The 23993-nt window shown below is 63.4% G+C and carries 34 protein-coding genes; 20 read left to right on the forward strand and 14 right to left on the reverse strand.

Features of this window, described 5'->3' with window-relative positions:
* Position 1: 1 nt before the first annotated feature.
* Entirely contained in the window at positions 2-382 is a 381-nt protein-coding gene (locus RMO18_RS03515) for a hypothetical protein (protein WP_309663938.1), read from the reverse strand.
* Positions 383-463: 81 nt separating this feature from the next.
* Between RMO18_RS03515 and def (RMO18_RS03520) the strand changes: the two genes are divergently transcribed.
* From def (RMO18_RS03520) to RMO18_RS03540, 5 genes are read left to right on the forward strand one after another with little or no spacing between them, the layout of a single operon-like run.
* A complete protein-coding gene (gene def / locus RMO18_RS03520; RefSeq protein ID WP_309663939.1) occupies positions 464-952 on the forward strand; it encodes a peptide deformylase in 489 nt (162 codons plus the stop codon).
* Entirely contained in the window at positions 949-1446 is a 498-nt protein-coding gene (gene def, locus RMO18_RS03525; RefSeq protein ID WP_309663940.1) for a peptide deformylase, read from the forward strand. The genes def (RMO18_RS03520) and def (RMO18_RS03525) overlap by 4 nt, the downstream gene beginning before the upstream one ends.
* The gene (gene fmt, locus RMO18_RS03530; protein WP_309663941.1) at positions 1443-2336 is read left to right on the forward strand and encodes a methionyl-tRNA formyltransferase; all 894 of its coding nucleotides are present in this window, start codon (positions 1443-1445) and stop codon (positions 2334-2336) included. The genes def (RMO18_RS03525) and fmt overlap by 4 nt, the downstream gene beginning before the upstream one ends.
* A 54-nt stretch (positions 2337-2390) precedes the next feature.
* Positions 2391-2822 (forward strand): EVE domain-containing protein, encoded by a 432-nt coding sequence (locus RMO18_RS03535; RefSeq protein WP_309663942.1) that lies wholly within the window; start codon positions 2391-2393, stop codon positions 2820-2822.
* Between the two features lie 56 nt (positions 2823-2878).
* Positions 2879-3112 carry a GlsB/YeaQ/YmgE family stress response membrane protein gene (locus RMO18_RS03540; RefSeq protein ID WP_309663943.1) on the forward strand — a complete coding sequence of 78 codons (234 nt, stop codon included), beginning with the start codon at positions 2879-2881 and terminating at the stop codon, positions 3110-3112.
* On the opposite strand, the gene RMO18_RS03545 is transcribed toward RMO18_RS03540, so the two are convergent.
* From RMO18_RS03545 to RMO18_RS03585, 9 genes are all read right to left on the reverse strand, one after another.
* On the reverse strand, positions 3105-3596 hold the full coding sequence (locus RMO18_RS03545) for a TetR family transcriptional regulator (RefSeq protein ID WP_309663944.1): 492 nt from the start codon (positions 3594-3596) through the stop codon (positions 3105-3107). The two genes, RMO18_RS03540 and RMO18_RS03545, sit on opposite strands and share 8 nt — an antisense overlap.
* A gap of 47 nt (positions 3597-3643) precedes the next feature.
* Positions 3644-4294 carry a trimeric intracellular cation channel family protein gene (locus RMO18_RS03550; RefSeq protein ID WP_309663945.1) on the reverse strand — a complete coding sequence of 217 codons (651 nt, stop codon included), beginning with the start codon at positions 4292-4294 and terminating at the stop codon, positions 3644-3646.
* Positions 4294-4755 (reverse strand): ribonuclease HI, encoded by a 462-nt coding sequence (rnhA, locus tag RMO18_RS03555; protein WP_309663946.1) that lies wholly within the window; start codon positions 4753-4755, stop codon positions 4294-4296. The genes RMO18_RS03550 and rnhA overlap by 1 nt, the downstream gene beginning before the upstream one ends.
* A gap of 10 nt (positions 4756-4765) precedes the next feature.
* The gene (locus tag RMO18_RS03560; protein ID WP_309663947.1) at positions 4766-5218 is read right to left on the reverse strand and encodes a DUF3429 domain-containing protein; all 453 of its coding nucleotides are present in this window, start codon (positions 5216-5218) and stop codon (positions 4766-4768) included.
* Positions 5215-5820: a LysE family translocator gene (locus RMO18_RS03565; protein ID WP_309663973.1), complete on the reverse strand. Its 606-nt coding sequence runs from the start codon at positions 5818-5820 to the stop codon at positions 5215-5217. Before RMO18_RS03565 ends, RMO18_RS03560 begins: the two co-directional genes overlap by 4 nt.
* A gap of 28 nt (positions 5821-5848) precedes the next feature.
* Positions 5849-6325 carry a hypothetical protein gene (locus RMO18_RS03570; protein ID WP_309663948.1) on the reverse strand — a complete coding sequence of 159 codons (477 nt, stop codon included), beginning with the start codon at positions 6323-6325 and terminating at the stop codon, positions 5849-5851.
* Positions 6325-7281: a 4-hydroxy-3-methylbut-2-enyl diphosphate reductase gene (gene ispH, locus RMO18_RS03575; protein WP_309663949.1), complete on the reverse strand. Its 957-nt coding sequence runs from the start codon at positions 7279-7281 to the stop codon at positions 6325-6327. Before ispH ends, RMO18_RS03570 begins: the two co-directional genes overlap by 1 nt.
* A 99-nt stretch (positions 7282-7380) precedes the next feature.
* The gene (locus RMO18_RS03580) at positions 7381-7806 is read right to left on the reverse strand and encodes a YqaA family protein (protein WP_309663950.1); all 426 of its coding nucleotides are present in this window, start codon (positions 7804-7806) and stop codon (positions 7381-7383) included.
* 166 nt (positions 7807-7972) lie between these two features.
* Positions 7973-8548, reverse strand: coding sequence for an NYN domain-containing protein (locus tag RMO18_RS03585; protein WP_309663951.1), 576 nt, complete (start codon positions 8546-8548; stop codon positions 7973-7975).
* Between the two features lie 137 nt (positions 8549-8685).
* On the opposite strand from RMO18_RS03585, the gene folK reads away from it, so the two are divergent.
* The 6 genes from folK (at position 8686) to RMO18_RS03615 (ending at position 13936) form a co-directional block, all read left to right on the forward strand.
* A complete protein-coding gene (folK, locus tag RMO18_RS03590) occupies positions 8686-9276 on the forward strand; it encodes a 2-amino-4-hydroxy-6-hydroxymethyldihydropteridine diphosphokinase (RefSeq protein ID WP_309663952.1) in 591 nt (196 codons plus the stop codon).
* Positions 9277-9360: 84 nt separating this feature from the next.
* Complete coding sequence (gene rpoZ / locus RMO18_RS03595; protein WP_309663953.1) at positions 9361-9714, forward strand: DNA-directed RNA polymerase subunit omega; 354 nt, start codon at positions 9361-9363, stop codon at positions 9712-9714.
* Between the two features lie 46 nt (positions 9715-9760).
* Positions 9761-11878 carry a bifunctional (p)ppGpp synthetase/guanosine-3',5'-bis(diphosphate) 3'-pyrophosphohydrolase gene (locus RMO18_RS03600; protein ID WP_309663954.1) on the forward strand — a complete coding sequence of 706 codons (2118 nt, stop codon included), beginning with the start codon at positions 9761-9763 and terminating at the stop codon, positions 11876-11878.
* Positions 11879-11951: 73 nt separating this feature from the next.
* Complete coding sequence (locus tag RMO18_RS03605; RefSeq protein WP_309663955.1) at positions 11952-12662, forward strand: DUF2062 domain-containing protein; 711 nt, start codon at positions 11952-11954, stop codon at positions 12660-12662.
* A gap of 36 nt (positions 12663-12698) precedes the next feature.
* Positions 12699-13460 (forward strand): pyridoxine 5'-phosphate synthase, encoded by a 762-nt coding sequence (locus RMO18_RS03610; protein WP_309663956.1) that lies wholly within the window; start codon positions 12699-12701, stop codon positions 13458-13460.
* Positions 13460-13936 carry a hypothetical protein gene (locus RMO18_RS03615; protein ID WP_309663957.1) on the forward strand — a complete coding sequence of 159 codons (477 nt, stop codon included), beginning with the start codon at positions 13460-13462 and terminating at the stop codon, positions 13934-13936. The genes RMO18_RS03610 and RMO18_RS03615 overlap by 1 nt, the downstream gene beginning before the upstream one ends.
* A gap of 21 nt (positions 13937-13957) precedes the next feature.
* Here the strand turns inward: RMO18_RS03615 and RMO18_RS03620 are convergent, their stop codons facing one another.
* Positions 13958-14668 carry a hypothetical protein gene (locus RMO18_RS03620; RefSeq protein ID WP_309663958.1) on the reverse strand — a complete coding sequence of 237 codons (711 nt, stop codon included), beginning with the start codon at positions 14666-14668 and terminating at the stop codon, positions 13958-13960.
* Positions 14669-14738: 70 nt separating this feature from the next.
* Between RMO18_RS03620 and RMO18_RS03625 the strand changes: the two genes are divergently transcribed.
* The 4 genes from RMO18_RS03625 to rnc all read left to right on the forward strand — a co-directional run bounded on the left by RMO18_RS03625 (position 14739) and on the right by rnc (position 17328).
* Entirely contained in the window at positions 14739-15272 is a 534-nt protein-coding gene (locus RMO18_RS03625; protein ID WP_309663959.1) for a MarR family transcriptional regulator, read from the forward strand.
* 14 nt (positions 15273-15286) lie between these two features.
* The gene (gene acpS, locus RMO18_RS03630) at positions 15287-15712 is read left to right on the forward strand and encodes a holo-ACP synthase (RefSeq protein WP_309663960.1); all 426 of its coding nucleotides are present in this window, start codon (positions 15287-15289) and stop codon (positions 15710-15712) included.
* Positions 15713-15764: 52 nt separating this feature from the next.
* A complete protein-coding gene (lepB, locus tag RMO18_RS03635) occupies positions 15765-16553 on the forward strand; it encodes a signal peptidase I (RefSeq protein ID WP_309663961.1) in 789 nt (262 codons plus the stop codon).
* An 88-nt stretch (positions 16554-16641) separates the two neighbouring features.
* The gene (gene rnc / locus RMO18_RS03640; protein ID WP_309663962.1) at positions 16642-17328 is read left to right on the forward strand and encodes a ribonuclease III; all 687 of its coding nucleotides are present in this window, start codon (positions 16642-16644) and stop codon (positions 17326-17328) included.
* 4 nt (positions 17329-17332) lie between these two features.
* On the opposite strand, the gene RMO18_RS03645 is transcribed toward rnc, so the two are convergent.
* Entirely contained in the window at positions 17333-17968 is a 636-nt protein-coding gene (locus RMO18_RS03645; RefSeq protein WP_309663963.1) for a thermonuclease family protein, read from the reverse strand.
* Positions 17969-18052: 84 nt separating this feature from the next.
* Here RMO18_RS03645 and era point away from each other — a divergent pair, with 84 nt between their 5' ends.
* The 4 genes from era (at position 18053) to RMO18_RS03665 (ending at position 21401) form a co-directional block, all read left to right on the forward strand.
* Complete coding sequence (gene era, locus RMO18_RS03650; protein ID WP_309663964.1) at positions 18053-18970, forward strand: GTPase Era; 918 nt, start codon at positions 18053-18055, stop codon at positions 18968-18970.
* A 57-nt stretch (positions 18971-19027) separates the two neighbouring features.
* Positions 19028-19363, forward strand: coding sequence for a DUF1491 family protein (locus RMO18_RS03655; protein WP_309663965.1), 336 nt, complete (start codon positions 19028-19030; stop codon positions 19361-19363).
* A gap of 37 nt (positions 19364-19400) precedes the next feature.
* The gene (recO, locus tag RMO18_RS03660) at positions 19401-20120 is read left to right on the forward strand and encodes a DNA repair protein RecO (protein WP_309663966.1); all 720 of its coding nucleotides are present in this window, start codon (positions 19401-19403) and stop codon (positions 20118-20120) included.
* Between the two features lie 63 nt (positions 20121-20183).
* A complete protein-coding gene (locus RMO18_RS03665) occupies positions 20184-21401 on the forward strand; it encodes an MFS transporter (protein WP_309663967.1) in 1218 nt (405 codons plus the stop codon).
* Here the strand turns inward: RMO18_RS03665 and RMO18_RS03670 are convergent.
* Positions 21398-22411, reverse strand: a complete 1014-nt coding sequence (locus RMO18_RS03670) for an aldehyde reductase (RefSeq protein WP_309663968.1) — start codon at positions 22409-22411, stop codon at positions 21398-21400. The two genes, RMO18_RS03665 and RMO18_RS03670, sit on opposite strands and share 4 nt — an antisense overlap.
* 227 nt (positions 22412-22638) lie before the next feature.
* Between RMO18_RS03670 and RMO18_RS03675 the strand changes: the two genes are divergently transcribed.
* Positions 22639-23049, forward strand: coding sequence for a hypothetical protein (locus tag RMO18_RS03675; RefSeq protein ID WP_309663969.1), 411 nt, complete (start codon positions 22639-22641; stop codon positions 23047-23049).
* A gap of 42 nt (positions 23050-23091) precedes the next feature.
* Here the strand turns inward: RMO18_RS03675 and RMO18_RS03680 are convergent.
* The coding region (locus tag RMO18_RS03680) for an acyl-CoA dehydrogenase (RefSeq protein WP_309663970.1) at positions 23092-23993 on the reverse strand (902 nt) is incomplete at its 5' end.

Below are 23993 nucleotides of genomic sequence, written 5' to 3' on the forward strand. Positions count from 1 at the left end.
GTCAGCCGAGCGGATCGGTGCCGCCGCCCATCGCCTTCAATTTCTCGACCAGCGGCGCGATCTTCGGGCCCTCCGTATCGCAGGTGCCGGGCTGGTCGAGGAGTGCGAACGCAGGGCCGTAGACGTTTTGCGCCCGAGTTTCCGGGTTGAGGTCAAAAATGTCGGCCACCAGATCCACCGTGCCGCTGATCAACTCTGCCTCACCCTTGGTCAGCCGATAGTCAGGGCAGTTGACGCCGACCACTTCGGCCAGCGCAAGTTCGGACAGAAACCCGGCTGTCGCCGCCTCGGCGATCTTCGCATCGTCGGGAAGCTGCACGGTGATCGCGCGATCGGCAACGGCCGGGCTGGCGAGAAGGGCGATCAGGGCAAGGCGTTTCATCTTGCCTCTCGTGCAATGCTTGGGGGTGACTTTCGACCCTGATACCGCTATGCGCCGGGGCTGACAACTGAGGTATTCCGGATGCTTCTGCCCATCTTGCGCTGGCCCGACCCGCGTCTGTCGCAGCCCTGTCTGCCTGCGGTACTGGATGACGATCTGCGTGCCTTGGCGGCGGATATGCTGGAGACGATGTATGCAGCACCGGGCCGGGGGCTGTCTGCGCCGCAGGTGGGGGCGATGCGGCGGCTGTTCGTGATGGACGTGGCCTGGAAGGACGGGCCGGCCGATCCGATGGTGCTGATAAACCCGGAGGTTCTGTGGCTGTCGGACGAGTTGGCCTTGGGGCCGGAGGGCTGCCTGTCGATCCCTGGCGTCGTGGCCGAGGTTGAACGGTCGCGGGCGCTGCGGCTGCGATGGACGGGGCTTGACGGGGTGCGGGTCGAGGCGCTGCTGGAGGGCTTTGCGGCAGTCTGCGCGCAGCACGAGTTGGACCATCTGGACGGCATCGTGACGCTGGACCGCTTGTCGTCGGACGCGCGGGCCACGGCGTTGGCCGGGGTGTTGGCATGAGGGTGTGCATCCCCTGGCCACATGCCGTGCTGCGGACTGTGGCGGCGGACGTGGCGCAGATCACCGATGAAGTGCGCGCCCTGTGGGCGGATATGATCGAGGTGATGGACGCGATGCCGGGCTATGGGCTGGCGGCGGTGCAGATCGGCGTGCCCTTGCGGCTGGCGGTGGTGGATTGTTCGGACAGCAGGGGGCAGGCGGTGCGGATGGCCAATCCCGAGGTGCTGCATGCCAGCGGGCAGTTGCGCGAGCATGAGGAGGCCAGTCCAAACCTGCCCGGCGTGTCGGCGGTGATCAAGCGGCCCCGCGCCGTGACGGTGCGGTTTCTGAACGCCGAGGGGGTGATCGAGGAGCGGGATTTCATCAACCTCTGGGCCACGTCAGTGCAGCATCAGATCGACCATCTGGCGGGCAAGATGTATTTTGACCAGCTGTCACCGTTGAAGCGGAAGATGCTGATCGCACGGGCAGACAAGCTGAGGCGCGTCAAATGAAAATCGTTTTCATGGGCACGCCGGAGTTCTCGGTCCCGGTGCTGAAAGCGCTACATCAACACCATGAAATCGTCGGTGTTTACTGCCAACCGCCACGACCCGCAGGGCGCGGCAAGGCCGATCGGCCCAGTCCGGTTCAGGCGCAGGCCGAGGCGTTGGGATTGGAGGTGCGGCATCCGGTTTCGCTGCGCAGCGAAGATGCAGCGAAGGAATTCGCTGCGCTGCAAGCGGATGTCGCGGTCGTGGTGGCTTATGGGCTGATCCTGCCGCAGGCGGTGCTGGATGCGCCGCGCCTTGGTTGCCTGAACATCCACGCGTCATTGCTGCCGCGCTGGCGGGGCGCTGCTCCGATTCACCGCGCGATCATGGCGGGGGACGCCGAAACCGGCGTCTGCATTATGCAGATGGAAGCGGGGCTGGATACCGGGCCGGTTTTGCTGCGCGAGGCGACGGCGATCCGAGCGGAGGAGACGACCGCAGACCTGCATGACCGCCTCAGCGCGATGGGGGCGCGGCTGATCATTCAGGCGCTGGCGCAGTTGCCTTTGCCCGCCGTGCCGCAGCCTGCCGAGGGGGTCACTTACGCCGCCAAGATCGACAAGGCAGAGGCGCGGGTGAACTGGTCGCGCCCAGCGGTCGAGGTGGACCGGCTGATCCGGGGGCTGTCGCCGTTTCCCGGTGCCTGGTGCGAGGTGGCGGGCGAGCGGGTGAAGCTGCTGCGCTCGCGCTTGGCCGAGGGGGCTGGGGCGCCGGGGCAGGTTCTGGGTGGAATGGTGGTCGCTTGTGGCACCGGCGCGGTGGAGATTACGCTGGCGCAACGCGAGGGTAAACGCGCGATGGCGCCGGAGGAGTTCCTGCGTGGGTTTGCTTTGTCGGCGGTTCTGTCCTGACAGGTTCTGACAGGAGCCGGGTCCTATCCTGACCACATGGAACAGGAGGTTCGGATGACTGACGTAAAATTCTGGGTGGTAACGGCGTCGGCGGATCACGCGGCCATTGGTCGGCGTGAGGGGATCGTGCAGGCCGGGCACGGAAAATCGGCACCATTGTTGAAGATGCGTCCAGGCGACGGTGTGGTGATCTATTCCCCGCGCGAGACTTACCCTGACGGGGCCGCCATGCAAGCCTTCACCGCCATTGGGCGGGTGGCGATCGGCGAGCCTTGGGTGGGCATCATGGACAACGGGTTCCGACCGTGGCGGCGCGCGGTTGCGTGGGCCGAGGCACCACCCGCACCGATCCGCCCGCTGCTGGACAAGCTGGATCTGACGCGCGGGCTGACCAGTTGGGGGATGGCGTTCCGCTATGGCCTGCGCCCAGTCAGCGCCGCCGATTTCGCGCGGATCGCTGAGGCGATGCGGGCCAATGACATCTGACCCATTCACAACGCCTTACGGGCCCCCCATATCAGTGTGGAAATGGAGGGCCGCCCATGCCGCTCATAGCCTTGATGATCATCGGTGCCGCTGCCGGGTTTCTGGCGACACGGCTGATGAAACTGAACACTGACGTGCCGACAACGGTTGCCATTGGCGTGTTCGGCGCGCTGATCGGCGGGTTCGTGCTGCGCGCGCTGATCATGCTGACCGGTTGGGCCGCAGGGTTCATTGGCGCGGTCCTGGGCGCGATGTTATTGATCTGGTTGTGGAAAACTTACGTCAGGTAAGCCGCTTGATCGCGTCTTTCAGACGAAAGCCGCGGCCACCCGCCGCGGCCCAAAGCTGCTGACCTTGCCAGACTGCAAACAAAAGCGACGCTGTCTCGCGCCCCTTTTCGCCACTGCCCACACGCAGCGACAGTGAGGATTCCACCGCTGCGCGCCAGCGTGCTGCGCGCAGCCGGAGCTCTTCGTCCCTGCCGTCGAGAGGCTTCGCGCCGACATCCAGCGCCTTCAGCAAGGCCTGTGGCCCCTTATCGGCGGTGGCGGCTATGGCCGCATCGGTGGCGGCGTCAATCGCATCCCAAGCGGCCAGCAGTGCTGCCTTGACCATGCCGTCACGCGACCCATAGCGCTGCACCAGGGTGGGTGCCGCAAGGCCGGTGCTGTTGGCAACGGTCGAAAAGGACACCGCCTTTTCGCCGCCTTCGGCCAGCAACTGGCGGATGGCGGAAAAGATCGTGGCATCGGGAATGGTCTTGGTGCGCGGCATAGCAATATAATGAATGAATATTCGGTTTGAAACAAGCCGCTTGTGACCTACCGTTTCGGCGCGCCGGGCTTTGGCGGGGTGGAGCGGTACACTGGCAGCCGCCACCCAAGGCTGAGGCTTCCCGCGCGCAAGATCAGCACGGCGGCGGCGCAAAGGATCAGGCCCAGACGGCTGTCCAGATCCGCAACCCCGGCCAGAACGGCTGCAAGCGCCCCCGCGAAGGCGCAGGTTACGTAAAGCTCGCCCTGTTTCAGGACCAGCGGCACCTCGTTGCACACCACGTCGCGCATCAGGCCACCCATGCAGCCAGTGATCATGCCCATGACCAGCACGATAGGCCAGCCTTGCCCATCGGCCAACGCGGCGGCGACGCCTGCAGGCACCGCGACGGCCAGCGCGAACGCGTCGATCCACAGCAGCGCCCGGTAGCGGCTTTCCAGCAGATGCGCCGTCAGAAACACCAGCACGGCGGCGGCGCTGGCCACAGCCAGGACAACGGGATCGGCGACCCAGAACACCTCGCGGTCAAGGATGATGTCGCGCAGCGTGCCACCACCAACGGCAGTCAGGCAGGCGATGAAGATAAAGCCGACGATATCCAGCTGCGACCGCGAAGCGACCAGCGCGCCGGTCACTGCAAACACCGCAACCGAGGCGTAGTCGAGCGCTTGCAGCAAGGCCTCGGTCGGCAGGGCCATCACGCGGCGCCGGGTTTGAACGGGGCCATCCCGGCGCGGGCCAAAGCATCGGCACGTTCGTTTTCGGCGTGTCCTGCATGGCCCTTGATCCAGCGCCAGGTGACCTTGTGTTTCGCCTGGGCCGCGTCAAGCCGTTGCCACAGATCGACATTCTTGACCGGCGGCCCCCCGGAAGTGCGCCAGCCCTTGCGCTTCCACGCCGTCATCCATTCGGTGATGCCGTTCTTCACATAGGCACTGTCGGTGACGATGGTCAGCTCGGTTTCCCGGGTCAGCGCCTCGAGCGCCGAGATCGCGGCCATCAGTTCCATCCGGTTGTTGGTGGTCAGGCCCTCGCCGCCCTGCAATGTACGTTCCTTGACGACCACGCCGGCTTCGCGGGCCAGCATCAGCACGCCCCAGCCACCGGGGCCGGGATTGCCGGAACAGGCGCCGTCGGTATAGGCGAAGAGGTCGGGCATCGGGGTCCTGTCAGGTAAGGATCGGCACGGCCAGACAGCCGAGCACAATGGCGGTGAGCAGGAGCCGTAGCCGCATCCACCAGCCGGGCGCAAGACCTTGGGCCGCGAAAGACGCGTCGAGCAGCAGGAGGCCCGCGAAACCGGCGGCAAGGTAGATCATCGAGTTTACCGACGAATCGGTGACCATCACGAACACCCAAAGCGCGGGAATGACGGAAAGTGCGTAGCCGACCGTCGCTGCGCGCCCTTCGGCCTTGGCGGCAAAACCCCACAGGACGCCGGACATGAACGACAGGATGATCGTGCCGTAGCTGAGGCCGACGTAGGAACCGATGAACATCGGGGGCAGATAGCCCCCAGCCCAAGCCGCAAGGGCGGGGGAAAGATGCGTGGCCGCCGACCACAGGAAGGGAATAAGCCCGGCCAGGCCGAGGATGAGGGGGCCGGCGGGAATGCGGGTCATGCTCTCTCAAACGCCAATCGCGCGCCGAGAGCCGCAAACGAGGCGGCGAAGGCACGGCGCATCCAAGTCATCAACGTGGGGCTGGAGAGCACGGTCTGGCGACCGGATGCACCAAGGACGACATAAAGAAGAAAGGTTGCCTGCGTCATCAGGGTAAAGCCCGCGCCCAGTTGCAGCATTGCAGCGACGCTGGTCTCGCCTGCAGGCAGGAACTGCGGCAGGAAGGCCACAAAGAACAACGGTAGCTTGGGGTTCAGGATGTTCAGCACGATGCCGCGCCAGACCAGGCGCGCGGCCGATCCGCCCTCGGTCGCGGTGATCGCCATGGAGCCGTGGCTTTGCAGGACGGCCCAGGCCATCCACAACAAGTAGGCGACGCCCGCGTATTTGATGGTTTGGAACAAGACGGCGCTGGTGTGCAACACGGCGGCAAGCCCCGCGAGCGCCACGGCCAGGTGCAGCACGGTGGCCAGCGTGCAGCCAATGGAGGCCCAGACCCCGGCGCGAAAGCCGCCGCCAAGGGTGGAGGACAGCGTGTAGACCACGCCAATGCCGGGGGTCACGCAGACGACAAAGGCGGTCAGCAGGAACTCCGGGGATATGGCGATCATGTACTGTCCCTTGCTTGGTTCAATTGTCTTCGATGAACTTGGTACTCAACTCAGTTGGGATGGCGGAATAGATCGCGTCAAGCACCGCGCCGACACGTTCTGCATCAGCTTCGACAGGCCAGGCGGACAGCACTGCCACCTCACCACCTTGCGCCACGGAACCCCCACGTGCGCCGCCGCCCACGGGAATGTCCGAGGTCTCTTGCGCAGGGTTGCCGAAGACTTGCGCTGTGATCGCCGCCTCACGGATTGCTCCAAGCGCGGCGGCGTCGACTTTGGCCGTGCTGGTCGTGCAGGCGGGACCTTCAGTTTCATAGCCCCGGCAGTGTTTCAGGGACAGCTGGCCATCCACGGTGATGATGACGTTGACGTCCCACGCATATTCCGGCGGCAGACTGCCGGAGTTGGCCCAGAAGGTGACAAAGACCGCCGCATCGTTGGCCAGGGCGGGAAGCGGGATCGAGAGCAGCAAGGCGCCAAGACTGCGGCCAAGCATCAGCCAACCTCTTGACGCAAAATGCGAGGGACTTTGAACTCGATGTTCTCGACGGCGGTTTCCACCAGTTCGATTGTCACCGCAAAACGGGTACGAAGCGCGTCGATCACCTCGGTCACCAGCACCTCGGGGGCCGATGCGCCGGCAGTCAGGCCGATGGCTTTCGCACCTGCAAGGGCGCGCCAGTCTATATCGGCGGCGCGCTGGATCAGCTGGGCATAGGCGCAACCGGCGGTGCGGCCGACCTCGACCAGACGCTTGGAGTTGGAGGAGTTGGGCGCGCCAATCACCAAAAGCGCGTCGATCCGTGGAGCGACCGCCTTGACGGCGGCTTGCCGGTTGGTGGTGGCGTAGCAGATATCCTCATGCGCGGGCGCATGGATCGCAGGGAAGCGCGCCTGGAGGGCGGCGGCGATGTCGGCGGTGTCATCGACCGACAGCGTGGTCTGGGTGATGAAGGCCAGCTTGGCCGGATCACGGACCGACAGGCGCGCCACATCCGCGACGGTTTCGACCAGCAGCACCTCGCCCTCAGGCAGCTGGCCCATGGTGCCGATGGTTTCGGGGTGGCCGTCGTGACCGATATAGATCATTTGAAGACCGTTTTCCGAATACCGCGCGGCTTCGTTATGCACTTTGGTGACAAGCGGGCAGGTGGCATCGACGGCGATCATCTGGCGCCGCGTGGCCTCGGCGGGAACCGACCTCGGCACACCGTGCGCGGAAAAGATCACCGGTCGGTCGGGGGGGCAGTCATCCAGCTCCTCGACGAAAACCGCACCTTTCTCGCGCAAGGCATCGACGACGAACTTGTTGTGCACGATCTCGTGCCGGACATAGACGGGCGCGCCCCACTTATCCAGAGCCATTTCGACGATCTTGATGGCGCGGTCCACCCCGGCGCAAAAGCCGCGCGGGGCAGCGAGGTAAAGGGTCAGGGGCGGCAGGTCGGGCATCTGGGAAACCTCGGAGCGTGTGGAGCAGAGGTAATTCGGCACGGGCCATAGGTCCAGCCCCTTAGGGCGCGGCAGTGTAAACGTGACGGGCGATGCAGGCTAACCGGTGACGCCAACGAAGGCCAACGCCAGCGCGGCATAACGGCTGGTCTTGGCGATGGTGACCAATATCACGAACTGCCAGAGCGGTACGCGCAAGACCCCGGCCATCGCCACCGCCAGATCGCCGCCCGGTGCCCAGCTGATCAGCAGCACCCAAACCCCCCAGCGCCGGAACCAGCCTTCGGCGCGGTCCATCTGCGGCGGGGTCAGCGGAAACCAGCGGTGATCGCGAAATCCGGCGAGGCCGCGGCCCAGCGCGTAGGTGAGGCAGGAGCCAAGGATGTTGCCGACCGACGCCACGGCAACAAGCGCGGTCATCGGCCAACCAGCGGCGGCGAGGCTGAGGAACACGACTTCTGACTGAAAGGGAACCGGCGAGGCGGCAAGAAATGCCGCGACAAACATGCCGAGCAATGCCGTCATTTTCGGCGCGCTGCGGGATAGAGGCGTTGTGGACCCGAGGTCGATTTCGACCTGACGGGCTTTTCCAACAGTGATGCCACATGACAAAATGATCCCCTGTGGCAGGAGAGTTCTTCAGAGCGCATTTCCGCAGCCGGGCACCTGGAATGCCCGGCTTTGGTCAAGGTCACTTCACCTCGGCGGCCATGTCTTCCGGCGTCAGCGGGCGCGGTTCACGTGGCGGGCGGCCGATCACATCGCGCAGCTCGTCCAGCTCGATGAAATTGTCGGCCTGGCGGCGCAATTCGTCGGCAATCATCGGTGGCTGGCTGCGGATGGTGGACACCACCGACACCCGAACCCCTTGACGTTGCAGGCTTTCCACCAAGGGACGGAAGTCGCCGTCGCCCGAGAACAACACGACATGATCGACGTGCGCTGCCAGCTCCATGGCATCGACGCACAGTTCGATATCCATGTTGCCTTTGACTTTACGCCGACCCTGACTGTCGGTGTATTCCTTCGCCGCCTTGGTGCGCATAGTAAAGCCGTTGTAGTGCAACCAATCGACCAGGGGTCGAATCGGCGAATACTCGTCATTTTCCAGCAGAGCGGTGTAGTAGAACGCACGCAGCATTTTGCCGCGCCGCAAAAACTCCATCCGCAAGAGTTTGTAGTCGATATCAAACCCAAGCGCCTTTGCGGCCGCGTACAGATTCGATCCGTCGATGAACAGCGCAAGCCGTTCGTCTTTGTAAAACATAGAAGATCCCCTCGAAAAGTCGTCGTACCAATCGAACTTCCTGACTGATCTACGTACTGTAGAGGAATCCGCCGGACAACAAACGGTGAATATTAGTCGAAACGTCACCGGTTCAAGTCAAGTATGGGAAAATCGACGTGATAACGTGCAAAAGTGAACACGCGCTGATTGCATTCGGCGCAAACTTGCCAATTGGCGGCGAAAAGCCGGAGATCACTTTGGCGAAGGCGTCGAAAGCTCTCGCCTCGCAAGGGCTTGAGGTTCTTGCGCTAAGTCGCTTTTTCGCGACTCCTTGCTTTCCGGCGGGGGCCGGGCCGGATTATGTCAATGCTGCTGCCGTGATTGGTTGGAAAGAATTTGGCATTGCTCCGCTTGACCCAGCGTCATTAATGAGCCGGCTGCACGCGGTGGAAAGCCAGTTTGGGCGCAAGCGAGTACAGCGCTGGGGTATGCGTACATTGGACATCGACCTTCTAGCGTTCGGTGATTCGGTTCTGCCTGATCCCGAAACCCACGACTTTTGGCGCAAAATGCCAGCCGAATCGCAGGTCGGCACCACGCCTGAGACGCTGATCCTGCCGCACCCGCGCCTGCAGGACCGCGCCTTTGTGCTGGTGCCTTTGGCGGATGTTGCACCCGATTGGGTGCATCCACGCACCGGGCTGAGCGTGCGCGAGATGCTGGCGGCCTTGCCACAGGCGGATCGTGACGCCGTCACACCGCTTTGAAATTGCCGGATTCAGCGCTTGTCAAGAATTATAGCAGCGACTACATAGGCCACTTCCAAGAAGCCACCCGAACTGGAGTAGCCCATGGCCCGCGTAACGGTCGAAGATTGCGTTGACAAGGTTCCGAACCGGTTCGAACTGGTGATGTTGGCTGCCCACCGGGCGCGTGAGATTCAGGCGGGTTCGCCCATCACGATTGACCGCGACAACGACAAGAACCCGGTCGTGTCGCTGCGTGAAATTGCGGACGAGACTCAGTCGGCCGATGCCCTGCGCGAGCGGATGATCGAAAGCCACCAGACCCAGATCGAGGTCGACGAGCCGGAAGAAGACCAGATGGCGCTGCTGATGGGTGGCGAAATGGATCGCCCGATGGTGGACGACATGTCCGAAGAAAAGCTTCTGCGTGCCCTGATGGAAGCGCAGGGCGAAATCTGATCCGGGCATCCCCCCGGCGGCCCAAAGTGATACTGGCAGGGCGCTGATGATCGACGTTGAAGACCTCATCGCCCTTGTCCGCAACTACAACCCGCGCAGCAATGCCGATCTGATCCGCAAGGCCTATGCCTACGGGCATAAGATGCACGACGGCCAGATGCGCAAATCGGGCGAGCCGTACTTTACCCATCCTGTCGCGGTGGCCGCGATCCTGACCGAACAGCGGCTGGACGACGCGACAATCATCACCGCCCTGCTGCACGACACGATCGAGGACACGCGGTCCACCTATACCGACATCACTGCGATCTTTGGCGAAGAGGTTGCAGAACTGGTTGATGGCGTGACCAAACTGACCAACCTGCAGCTTTCCTCGACCGAGACCCAACAGGCCGAAAACTTTCGCAAGCTGTTGATGGCAATGTCGAAAGACCTGCGGGTCATTCTGGTCAAGCTTGGTGATCGTCTGCACAACATGCGGACGATCAAATCGATGAGCGTCGACAAGCAGGCGCAAAAGGCCCGCGAGACGATGGAGATCTATGCCCCGCTTGCCGGACGTATGGGCATGCAGTGGATGCGCGAGGAGCTGGAGGATCTGTCCTTCAAGGTTCTGAACCCCGAGGCGCGCAATTCGATCATGCGCCGCTTTCTGACCCTGCAGCGCGAGGCAGGCGATGTTGTCCACAAGATCACCGGCGACATTCGCCACGAGCTGGAAAAGGCGCAGATCGAGGCCGATGTGTTCGGTCGCGCTAAGAAGCCCTATTCGATCTGGCGCAAGATGCAGGAAAAGGATCTGGCGTTCAGCCGGTTGTCCGACATCTACGGGTTTCGGGTGATCTGCGGGTCAGTCGCCGATTGCTACCGCATCATGGGCGTGATCCACCAGCGTAGGCGCGCGGTGCCGGGCCGGTTCAAGGATTACATCAGCCAGCCCAAGAACAACGCCTACCGGTCGATCCACACCACGGTGTCAGGCCGCGACGGCAAGCGGGTGGAAGTGCAGATCCGCACCCAGGAAATGAACGAAGTGGCCGAAGCCGGGGTGGCGGCGCATTGGTCGTACCGCGAAGGCGTTCGGGCAAAGAACCCCTTTGCCGTCGATCCTGCCAAGTGGATTGCCACGCTGACCGACAAGCTGGATGCCGGCGACACCGACGAGTTTCTGGAAAACGTCAAGCTGGAGATGTATTCCGACCAGGTGTTCTGCTTTACGCCAAAGGGCGATGTGATCCAGCTGCCACGCGGTGCAACGCCACTGGATTACGCCTATGCGATTCACACCCGTATTGGCAATTCCTGCGTGTCGGCCAAGATCGACGGCATCCGCGTGCCACTGTGGACCCGGCTGAAGAACGGCCAGTCGGTCGAAATCATCACCGCCGAGGGCCAACGCCCGCAGGTCAGCTGGATCGACATCGTGACCACGGGGCGCGCCAAGGCCGCGATCCGGCGATCGCTGCGCGAGGAGGATCGGGGGCGGTTCGTCAAGCTGGGGGTGGAACTGGCGCGGGCGGCGTTCGACCATGTCGGCAAGAAATCATCTGACAAGGCGCTGCGCACGGCGGCCAAGATGCTGGGTCTGACCGACGAGAATGACCTTCTGGCGCGTCTGGGGTCGGCCGAACTGACGGCGCGGCGGGTGGTGGAAACGCTGTATCCGGAGCTTGCCAAAGCCACCGACGACGAGGTGGATGCCAAGCGCCCGCTGGTCGGCCTGACGGCAGATCAGAACTTCCGCCGGGCGCAATGCTGCCAGCCGGTGCCCGGTGAACGCATCGTTGGCATCACTTATCGCGGGCAGGGCGTGGTGGTACATGCCATCGACTGCCCAGCGCTCGAGGAACTGGAGGAGCAGACCTCGCGCTGGGTCGATCTGCAATGGCATTCGGGCCGTCATGCCCCGGTTTACACAATCAGCCTTGATGTGACGATTTCCAACGATGCGGGGGTGCTGGGGCGCATCTGCACCTTGATCGGAGAGCAGAAGGCAAATATCTCGGACCTGAGGTTCACCGACCGAAAGCCGGATTTCTATCGGCTTATCATTGATGTGGACCTTCGCGATGTCGAACATCTGCATATGGTAATGACCGCGCTAGAGGCGGAAACCGACGTGGCGCAGATTTCCCGGCATCGTGATCTGACGCGCAAACCGTAAGACGTTTGGCCGCAATTCGTTTGGGCCGTGAGTGGCGAAGGCCGGGCGTTTCCCGGATAAGGAAGGATGCAAGTTGGTCTTCAAGCGCAGGGATCCGTTGGGCTGGGGCGCGTGGTTGCGCGAACAGATCTACCCGAAGGGTGGGTTCAAGCGCGCGATCCGCTATGTGGTTTACCGCATGCGACGCCTGCCAGACCAACCGCATCGCGTGGCGCGCGGTGTCTTTGCCGGATCGCTGATCGGGTTTCTGCCCCTGCCGGGGATGCAGTTTCTGGCGGCCTGGGGTGCGGCGCGGCTGATCCGCGGCAATGTGCTTGCCGCATTGTTGGCAACCTTCAACACCAATCCGGTGACGACGCCGTTCTTTGCCGTGCTGGCCCTGTCGCTCGGTCACTGGATCATGGGAATCGAGGCACCGCTGAACGGCGAATACATCGCACGGGCATTTTCGCATGCGGGGGGGGATCTCTGGTTCAACCTGACAGCCATCTTCAGCGATCACCGTGACGCGCGCTGGGGCGGATTGCTGCAGTTCTGGCGCGAAGTCTATGTGCCCTATTTCGTCGGCGCGCTTGGCCCTGCGATCCTGATCAGTGCGGCGTCGTATTACGTCACGATTCCGCTGGTTGCAGCCTATCAGCATGCCCGCGCCGCCAAAGCCAAGGAACGTGGCGAGAAGCGCCGCTCCCTGCGGGAGACGGTGGCCATTGCGGCGGCCAAACTGAAACGGAAAGGCGATCGTGACGCATCGGGCGAGGGTGACGACGGCCCCGGAACGCCGTAGGGTCAGCATGAATAGCAGGATGCAGAAAGGTCTCGCATGACACCCACTTCAGTTGCGCACCGGCCGCTTCGGCTTGGCATGAACATCGACCATGTGGCCACCGTGCGTAATGCCCGCGGATCAGCCTGGCCCGACCCGTTGCGCGCGGCATTGCTTGCCGAGGCGGCGGGTGCCGATGGCATCACCGCCCATCTGCGCGAAGACCGGCGGCACATCCGCGATGGCGATATCGACGCATTGATGGCAGCGATCTCGATCCCGCTGAACTTCGAATGCGCCGCGACGGCGGATATGCAGGCACTGGCGCTGCGCTACAAGCCGCATGCGGTCTGTCTGGTGCCAGAAAAGCGCGAGGAACGGACGACGGAAGGCGGCCTGGATGTCGCATCGGATGAGACCCGACTGGCCGAGTTCATCGCGCCTTTGCGCGCTGCGGGTGCCCGCGTCAGCATGTTCATCAGCCACGATCCGCGCCAGATCGAGGCCAGCGCGCGGATCGGTGCGGCCGTGGTTGAACTGCATACCGGGCTGTATTCCGAACTGCTGGCCGATGGTCACGTTGAACCGGCCCAGCGCGAGCTGGCTGCCTTGCGCCGCGGCGCGCAACTGGCGCACGCGGCAGGTCTGGAAGTGCATGCGGGTCATGGGCTGACCTATGAAAACGTCGGCCCGATTGTGGCGATCCCTGAGGTTGTTGAACTGAACATAGGGCATTTCCTGATTGGCGAGGCGATCTTTCGCGGTCTCGGTCCAGCCATCGAGGAAATGCGCCGCAGGATGGATGAGGTGAGGAAGTGATGCTGAAACCCCGCAGTGCCACCTCTTGGCTGGCCGCTGGCTTGCTGGCTGGCGTCTGGTCGGCCCCGATTGCGGCGCAAACGGTGACGGATTGCGAAAGCTACGTCGCCTCGGCGCAACTGATTGCGGAACCCTGGGCGGACAACAGCGCCACCTATGCCGAAGGGGCAATCCGGGTGGCGGTGATGGACACGGTCGAACCCGCCGCAGGGGCGTTTCACCTGATGGTGTTGTCGCCACCCTATGACGAAGGCGGCTTTCGCGGCTGTCATCTGGTGTCGGAGACGACCGGCATCGGCTTTGGCGGCCTGAAGTTGCAGGGGGTGGAGCCGGCTTATGATGCGGCCAAGGGGCTGACCCTTCGGCTGCCGGCCAGTTTCTGGCAGCCCGACGCCGATACTTATGTGGATGGTGTGCTGGTCGTGACCATCAATCAACAATCGGGCGCGATCACGGCCGTGGCCGAACGCCCCTGACGCCAGTGGCTGATGCGCCCGTCAGTCGATCTTGCCCGGCAGGGACAGATCACCCGACGCTACGTCAAACACATCCGCGACGCACAACAGCGGCGCGTGCAGGTCGGCATTGACCCGAAGTGCTGAGGTGACACCGTCATAGGATGCGCCTTCCGCGCCTGTAACGGCGACGGATACGCTGATCGTCGAAGCCTCCAGCACCGGGTTTGCATCGGGGCTATCAATGAACAGCGGTAGTCCCGGCCAGGTGGCGGGCAGTTGCGGCGTCTGGCCTTCAGGGATGTCGCGCACCGCCAGGTTTGACGGCCCGCAGTCGGTGGACGGGGCCAGCACGACCCAATGCGTGTGCCACTGCGCGCCATCGTTGGCCAGATCGCCATCGCCGTCTTCGTCGTACAGCGGCGTGTCGTCAAAGTCCGGGTGGCTGGTGGCTGCAAGGGCCAGAATGCCAGTCCCGCCTTCGAACCCGACGGTCGCCGGATCAAGGCTGGTCGGCCAGACATAGGCAAACACCCCAGCCCCCGCCAGCGTGCCGGTCTTGGCCGGAACTTCAGCCCCGGCTGCGCCTGATGTGGTCATCCGAAAGGTCAGCGTATCGCCCGACCGGGTGACCTTGGCAGACAGAATGTCAAAGCTTGCGGTCTTGGCGGCATCGGCAGCCGAGGTGATTTCGGCGGTGGCCATGCCAGGTGCCAGGCACAGGATCAGGCCAGTGGTTCTAAGCAGGTTCATTTTTATTTCTCCAATATGATAGCGAATCGAAACTATTGCACATGCGATAGCGAGTCAATATCATCGCTGCATGACACCGCAGATCGAGATGATGTTCCTGCTGGACCGGCTTGCCCGCGTTCACGCTGCGCAGCGCCGGATGGAGGGGATGACCGATGCCCAGATCGCGGCGCTGGACTATCTGTCGCGCGCCAACCGGTTTTCGCGCAGCCCCTCGGTTGTGGCGGAATATCTGGCCACCACGCGCGGCACCGCGTCACAAACCCTGAAGTCGCTCGCCGAAAAGGGCCTGATCATCGAACATGCGCCGGCGGGCGACAAACGCCAGCGCATGTATGATCTGACCGAAGCGGGGCGGGCCATCGTCGTGCGCCTTCCCGGCCAATTACCGCTTGAGCAGGAGCCAGAGGCGCTGGTCGCGGCTGCGCGGTTGATCTTGCGTAGCCGGGTGTCATCCGGGTCGCTGCCCACCTTTGGCTTCTGCCGCACCTGCCGATACCATCTTGGCCGCGACGGGCAGGGCGCCTACTGCCAGTTATTGAAGCTTGATCTTTCGGTGGAGGAGCGCGATCAGCTCTGCCATGAATACCTGGAACCGGCCTGAGGAGTGGCACTGAAATGATCCTCGGCATCGGCTCCGATCTTTGCAACATCGAACGGATCGAGGCGACGCTGGCGCGCTTTGGCGACAGGTTCCGTGACCGGGTGTTCACCGAGCGTGAACAGCGCAAGGCCGCTGGCCGCCCCCGCGCGGTGGCCGCCACCTATGCCAAACGCTGGGCCGCGAAAGAGGCGTGTTCCAAGGCGCTTGGCACGGGTCTGCGCATGGGGATTTCCTGGAAGGACATGGCGGTAAGCAACCTGCGGTCTGGCCAGCCCGTGATGCACGTTACCGGCTGGGCAGCGGAACGTCTGCGCGCGATGACGCCCGAGGGGCATGAGGCGGTGATCCATGTCACGCTGACCGACGACCACCCCTGGGCGCAGGCCTTCGTGGTGATCGAAGCCCGCCCGATCACGGCATCGGGTCCGGGCCGTGCTTGACTTGGGCGCATGACCGCGCGCATGTAGCGCGAAATCTTGCAGGCAGGGCAGCATGGCATCGGGCACCACCAAGGACGGCGGCATCGTCGAGACGATCAAGACCATTGTTTACGCACTTCTGATCGCCGGTGTGTTCCGGACGCTGTTCTTCCAACCCTTCTGGATACCGTCGGAATCAATGAAGGACACATTGCTGATCGGCGATTTCCTGTTCGTCAACAAGATGGCCTACGGTTACTCCAAGTATTCCTGTCCGTTCGCCATGTGCCCGTTCTCAGGCCGGATTCTGGCATCCGATCCGGTGCGCGGCGATGTCGTGGTGTTCCGCCACCCGGTCAATGGCACCGATTTCATCAAGCGGCTGATCGGCTTGCCCGGTGACAAGATCCAGATGAAGGACGGCATCCTCTACATCAACGGCGTGATGGCGCCTCAGGTGCCGGATGGCGTGTTCGAAGAGATCAACGAACCGCAAGGCCCGATGCGCAACCGCCCGCGCTGTGAAAACGGTGCTGTGGGGGACGGCGGCATCTGTACGCGGACCCGGTCGATCGAAACCCTTCCCGAAGGCAGGAAACACCGCGTCCTGAACATCGACAAGGACGGCTTCGGCGATAACACCGATGTGTTCACCGTGCCCGAAGGCCACTACTTCTTCATGGGCGACAACCGCGACAACAGTCAGGACAGCCGCTATGCCCAAGCCGCAGGCGGTGTCGGATTTGTGCCCGTCGAATACCTGATCGGTCGGGCGGACCGGGTGATCTTTTCCTCGGCTGGCAGCCGGATGCTGTATTTCTGGACCTGGCGGTCCGACCGTTTCTTCAAGGCCGTCGAGTAAGTTCCGGCATGGTCAACGCGATCCGGTTCCCGTGGTCACTGCTGGATCCGGCCGGTTGGCGGGCCGAACATTTGCTTGAGCTGATAAATTGAGGCTGTCAGCAGATCTCAAGGCCTTCGAGGGCCGCCTCGGGCACCCGTTTCGCAAGCCGGAGCTGCTGATCTGGGCCGTCACTCATGCGTCGATCTCGTCGTCCACCCGGCCAGACAATCAGCGGTTGGAGTTTTTGGGCGACCGGGTCTTGGGCATGGTGATGGCCGAGGCCCTGTTGCACGCCGATCAGGGCGCCAGCGAGGGGCAGCTTGCGCCGCGCTTTAACGCGCTGGTGCGCAAGGAAACTTGCGCCGACGTGGCGCGCGATATCGGGCTGGGAGACGTGCTGAAACTGGGCCGGTCCGAGATGCTGTCTGGCGGGAGACGCAAGGAGGCGCTGCTTGGTGACGCGCTGGAGGCGGTGATTGCGGCGGTGTACCTCGACGCAGGGTTCGAAGCGGCAAAGGCCACCGTGCTGCGCATTTGGGGCGCGCGGATTGCCGGGGTCGACAGCGACGCGCGCGATGCCAAGACCGCATTGCAGGAATGGGCGCAGGCGCGCGGCATGCCGCCGCCAAGCTATACTGAGGCCGGGCGCACCGGCCCTGACCACCAGCCGATGTTTACCGTCGAAGTGGCCTTGGAAAGTGGTGAGCATGCTGAAGCCAGCGCCGGGTCCAAACGCATCGCCGAACAGCAGGCCGCGCGGTTGCTGCTGACCCGGCTGGAGGGCGGCGCATAAGATGTTACCGGGCCGGCGGCGGCATCCGGCCCCTTTGCCGCGCATCGCAGCGCCACAGTTTGCGGCGGATATCGGGAACCTCATACTGGCGATACTTACCGCCCGAGTACTTCGGCCAGTCGAGGGCGAGCCCGAGTTTCACCATTTCTGCAGAAAGATCACGTCCGTCAGGCAGATAGCACGTGGCCACAGTGCGATCATGTGACATCGCGCCGTCCAGAACCGCATGAAGCGTCTGCCCTTTGCATAGGTTCACCAGCGCCCACTTCGCGTTCTTGCCGTAAGGGTGATCCAGTTCAGGCGCATCGATTCCGGCAAGGCGGATGCTGGCATTGCCGATGACGATGGTATCGCCATCCACTACAAAACACTGGCCCTGAATGGTGACTTTGTGTGTGTTGGTGGACACCGCGTGCGCAAGGGCGCGGACCTGTGCCCGCCTGGCTGGAAGAACGGTCACCCGTTCGTCCAGACCCGAGAAATCCATGGTTGGTAACTTCTCGTGCACCACCCGATGCCGTGCTGGGGGTGCGCTGGAAAAGAATGCCTTGAAAAGCAGCCGAAACAAACGCATCTCAGTCGGTCTCCAAACGCTGAGAAAACAATCGTTTGAAACGGCTGATTCTTCAACTACGGGCAATACGGCCCGATGGCGACATGTTGGCGAACTGGCAAAGCGCGCTCAACTGCTGTAAGCGACGATCTTGATCGCAAAGAGGCTCCCATGACTGACACCACCCGCGCCGGGTTCGTCGCCCTTATCGGCGAGCCGAATGCCGGCAAGTCCACCTTGATGAACCGGATGGTGGGGGCGAAGATCTCGATCGTCACGCACAAGGTACAGACAACGCGGACGCGGATTCGCGGCGTCTGCATGCAAGGCCAGTCGCAGATCGTGTTCGTCGACACACCGGGCCTGTTCCGGCCCCGGCGCCGGCTGGACCGCGCAATGGTCAAGGCAGCCTGGGGCGGGGCGTCGGATGCCGATGTGATCGTACTGCTGATCGAGGCGACGCGCGGCCTGACGGAAGGCGCGCAATCCATCATCGACCGGCTGGCCAATGAGATGCCGCAAGACCGGCCGGTGGCGCTGGCCATCAACAAGATCGACCGGGTCAAGGCGGAAACCCTGCTGGCCATTGCCGAGCGGATGAACGAGGCTTATCCGTTCAAGAAGACCTTCATGATCAGCGCCGAAAAGGGCTTTGGCGTCGCCGATCTGCGGGAATGGCTGGCCGCCGAAGTGCCGCCTGGCCCGTGGTTCTACCCCGAGGACCAGATCGCCGATCTGCCGATGCGGATGATCGCGGCCGAAATGACCCGCGAAAAGCTGACCCTGCGGCTGCATGAAGAGTTGCCCTACCAGCTGACGGTCGAGACGGAAAAGTGGGAAGACAAGCCTGACGGCACCACGCGGATCGACCAGATCATCTATGTCGCGCGGGACGGCCACAAGGGTATCATCCTAGGCAACAAGGGCGAGACGATCAAAAGTATCGGCCAATCCGCCCGCGCCGAGATTTCCGAGTTTCTCGACCGCACGGTGCATCTGTTCTTGCAGGTCAAGGTGCGACCGAACTGGCTGGACGAGCCGGAGCGCTATTCCGAGATGGGGCTGGAGTTCAAGGACGGCGATGCGTGACGCCTGCGACCACTGGCGGACCCTCCGGGGGGAGTATCTGGCCAAAGGGCAAATCCGATGAGCACGCGGCTGACCAGCGGGTTCTGGGTGTCGGCATACCTTGCCCGGCTGCAGCTTGCGGGCATTCCGGCCTATGTGACGGCAAAAGGCGACAAGACGGCAGGGGCCGTAGTGGTCAAGGTGGCGCTGTTGGACGGCACCGCGCGGGCCTACGAGCGGCGATCGGATCTGACGACTGGCGCGCGGGTCTGGATGGAACTTGCTGACGGGCCGGAGCGCGAGGTCGATGTGATGCTGATCCGCCAGCGGCTGCGCGACCCGGATCTTTGGGTGATCGAGCTGGAAGACCGCGCCGGCCGCACCCTGCTGGACGAAGACGGCCTGTCGAGCTGAGCTTGCACCCGCCGCGCTGCCGCCCGATAGTCGTGGCATGGAATGGCGGGACGAAGGGGTGCTTTTGTCCATGCGACCGCATGGCGAAAGTTCCGCGATCATCGAGGTGTTCACCAAAGGGCATGGCCGCCACGCGGGCGTGGTGCGCGGCGGTGCGTCGCGCCGCATGGCCCCGGTGTTGCAGCCCGGCGCACAGCTGGAGGTCGCATGGCGCGCCAGGCTGGACGATCACATCGGCACATTCACCGTTGAACCCCAGCGCTCGCGGGCCGGGGTGCTGTCAGACAGGCTGGCGCTGGCCGGGTTGACCGCGATCTGTGCGCTGGTGCGCGTGGCCTTGCCCGAACGTCAGCCGCACCCCGACCTGTGGACTGAGACCGTGAACCTACTGGACGGGCTGGATGGGCCTGAGTGGACTTCGGCCTATCTGCGCTGGGAGATCCGGTTGCTGGAGGAGGTGGGCTTTGGCCTTGATCTGGACAGTTGCGCTGTCACCGGGGCGACCGGAGGGCTGATCTATGTCAGCCCGCGCACCGGGCGCGCGGTATCGGCGCAGGGGGCCGGGGAGTGGGCGGACCGTCTGCTGCCGTTGCCGCCGGGGCTGACCGGGTTGGCCCCGCTGTCACCCACTGCACTGCGGCAGGGTCTGGCACTGACCACGCATTTTCTGGACCGCGAACTGCTGCATTCCGTGCCGGGCCGCAGCTTGCCCGAAGCCCGCGCGCGGCTGATCGACCTTCTCAGCCGCACGCTGTGAAACGACGCGCAATGTCGCGCCCGTTGCAGACGCGCGGGTGGCCCGCAGCGCCAAGTGACCGGTATGGCGAACCGTTATCTGCCCCTGGCCCTGACCCACAGCCCGACCCCGCGGATCGAAAATTTCGCCCTTCTGGCGGGGCTGGACGCAGCGGTGCGGGGGATGCTGATCTCGACCATGCCGCTGGTCGTGTATGACGCGCTGGGCGATGCGCAATCAACCTCGATCGTGTTCTTTGTGGCGGGGATCGTGGCGCTGCTCTGGGGGCTGATGGTGCCTTGGGCCACCCGGCTGATCCCGCGCCGCTGGGCCTATACCTGCGGCGTGCTCTTGTATCTGGTGGGCATGACCTTGGGGGCAATCGGCACAGACTGGTCGGTGCCCTTGGCACTGATTGCCAATGCAATGGCGACGGTGACGATCTTTGTCTGCCTGAACGCCTATGTGCTGGACTATGTCGACCGCGCCAATCTGGGGCGCAGCCAGTCGGTGCAGATGGTGTATGCGGCAAGCGCCTGGACCCTCGGCCCGATGGCCGGGGTCTGGCTGTACCACACCTGGGCGCCAGCGCCGTTCCTCCTAGCGGGGTCTTTCGCGCTGGTGCTGCTGGTCACGTTCTGGGTGCTACGCCTTGGCAATGGCAAGCAGATCACCCGCGCCAAGCGGCCCGCGGTGAACCCTTTGGCCTACCTTGGGCGCTTCTTCAGCCAGCCCCGCCTGATCGCCGGGTGGAGCTTTGCGGTGATGCGCAGCTGTGGCTGGTGGGTTTATGTCGTCTATCTGCCGATCTTCTGCATCGAGGCGGGCTTGGGTGACAAGGTGGGTGGCATCGCTCTGTCAGTCACCAACGCGCTGTTATTTGCCGCCCCGCTGCTGAACCGGCTGGGCCGGCGCATGTCGGTGCGCGGATCGGTGCGGATGGCGTTCGGCGTCTGTGGCGTGCTGTTCTGCGCGGCGGCTTTGATGTCATTCCTGCCTTGGGTCACCGTGGCGCTGATCATGGCATCTTCGATGTTTCTGGTGATGCTGGACGTGGTGGGCGGGCTGCCGTTCATGATGTCGGTGAAACCGTCGGAGCGGACCGAGATGTCGGCGGTCTATTCCAGTTTCCGCGACGTCTCGGGGATTCTGACGCCGGGGGCGGCGTGGCTGGTGCTGTGGGTTGCCCCGTTGCCAGGCATTTTCCTTGCCGCCGGGGTGGGGCTGCTGTCGGCCTGGGGCGTGGCGGGGCGGCTGAACCCGAGGCTGGGCCTGCCGCGCCCTTCGCGGGGCGGGCGCTAGGCCCAGACCTTGCCGTTCTTGTCCAACCAGTCGGCGCTCGCCAGCAATGCGGCCTTGGGTGACACGAATTCCATCCCCATCTCCTGCACCGCGCGGGCGTTCGATGCCCGCTCCAGATGGCCAAGCTTCGGCAGGATCGCTTTGATCGCCGGATCAAACAGCGCCAGCAGTCGCAGCAGAAACGCCGGCGCGACCTTTGTTGGAATTTTCCGTACCGGATAGGCCGCTTTCAGCGTCACGCCCATGTCAACCATCGCGAGCGATCCCGCGACCGCAAGATAGCGTTTGCCGGCCGTCTCTGGGCGCTGCAGCGCACGCAGGTGCATCTCGGCCACATCCCGCACATCGACGACAGGAAAACCGATATCCGGCAGCATCGGATCCTTGCCCTTCAGCACCCGCTCCACCAGTTGCAGCGACGATCCGTAGTGTTCGTCCAGCGGCGGGCCCAGCACGAGGCCGGGGTTGATCGTGGTAAGCTGGATGCCGTTTGCGCGGGCGTATTCCCAGGCGGCGCGTTCGGCCATCGTCTTTGACTTGGCGTAGGCCGTGGTGCCTGGCAGGGTGGTGTCGCACCAGTCGGCCTCGTCCTGCAGGCTGTCAGGTTTGCCATCGTTCAGCACCGCAACGGTGGATGAGGTCAGCACCACCCGACCAATTCCCGCCGCATGGGCTGCCTTCAACACCCGAAGCGTTCCTTCCACTGCAGGGCGGATCAGTTCGGTCGCGTCCTTTGGCTGCGCCAGCGGAAAAGGCGATGCGGTGTGCACCACCGCTGAAACTCCGACCATGGCCTCGTTCCAGCCAGCGTCGCTTTCCAGATCGGCTTGCACAAAGGTCAACTCGCCTGCGCCCGGCCGCAAATGTGGGGCAAGGGCCTTGCGCACTTCGTCCCCCCGGTCAAGCCGCCGCACCGTGCCCCGCACCGCGTAACCCGCATTCAGCAGCTTTAGCGCGACATGCTTGGCAATGAAGCCTGAAGCGCCAGACAGTAGCACCATTTCTGCCATGACCGCATCTCCTTCGGTTTTGGGAAGTGTCCCTTGCCCGGGCTGTCAGATCAAGCTCGGATCAGTCCTCGTATCGGGATTTGTTGACCGCCGTCCAAGACTCGCATGGCCATACTGCCGGGCTTTTCACGACTTGCTGCCTCTCGATACAGCGTGGCATATTCCAGTGCGTTGAACGCTCAGCGGGCGGCAACACAAAAGGTATTGAACAAAAAGGGAAATAGAAGATGCGGACAGGTTCGATTCTTACGATGGCACTGCTTTGGGCCGGAGCAGCGGCGGCACAGAATTTTACGACGGCGGCTGAGGTGAAGCCCATCCTGGACTTGACCAAAGGCAGTTGGATCGCCGTGCGGGAATTTGAAGGCAATGATCTGATCTACTTTACGCATCTCGAAGCTTGGCGCTGCGGCTTGAGCAAGATCGAGTATTCGGTGAACGGCGGCGCGATACAGGAGCATGTGCCCGAAATTTGCTATGAGGCCGAGGCACAGCCGAACGTGCTTAAAATCCCCGATCACTGGCCCTACGTGACGCTGCCGCTGAACTCAGTGGAAACGGTCGAGGTGACGGTAACCTATGACGACGGCAGCACGCAAACTGTCGATTTCGAGCGCGCCAATGTCCTAACGCCATAGGGCGCGAATGGAGCGTCGGCCTTACAAGATCAGGCCGACGCCTCAATCCAGCAATCGCCGCGCGATCACCTGCGCCTGAATCTCGGCCGCGCCTTCGAAGATGTTCAGGATGCGCGCATCGCACAGGATGCGGCTGATCTGATATTCCAGCGCAAAGCCGTTGCCGCCGTGGATTTGCAGCGCATTGTCCGCCGCCGCCCAGGCCACCCGCGCGCCTAACAGCTTGGCCATCCCCGCCTCCAGATCGCAGCGCTTGTCATGGTCCTTCTGCCATGCGCTGAAATAGGTCAGCTGCCGCGCCACCATGATCTCCACCGCCATCATCGCCAGCTTTCCGGCCACGCGCGGAAAGTCGATCAGCGGTTTGCCGAATTGCTGGCGGTCAGTGGCATAGGCCATCCCTACCTCCAGCGCGTTCTGCGCCACACCCACGGCGCGGGCGGCGGTCTGGATGCGGGCGCTCTCGAACGTCTGCATCAGCTGCTTGAAGCCCTGCCCTTCCACTCCACCCAGAAGGTTGTCACCCTTCACCGCAAAGCCGTCGAAGTTGACAGTGTATTCCTTCATGCCGCGATAGCCCAAGACCTCGATCTCGCCGCCGGACAGCCCGTTGTCGACGAACGGCACCGCATCCGTGCCGGGGGTCTTTTCGGCCAGAAACATCGACAGGCCGCGATAATCCGTCGTCCCCGGCACCGACCGCGCCAGCACCGTCATCACATGGGTGCGCGCGGCGTGGGTGATCCAGGTCTTGTTGCCGGTGATCTGCCAATCCTCGCCGACCTTGGTCGCCTTGGTGCGCAAGGCCCCAAGGTCCGACCCGGTGTTGGGCTCGGTGAAGACGGCTGTCGGCAGCACTTCACCACTCGCCAGCTTGGGCAGCCAATGTGCCTTCTGTTCCGCCGTGCCGCCGCAGAGGATGAGTTCCGCCGCGATCTCGGTTC

This window comes from Tabrizicola sp. (assembly GCF_031377265.1).
Lineage (GTDB): Bacteria > Pseudomonadota > Alphaproteobacteria > Rhodobacterales > Rhodobacteraceae > JAUYQR01.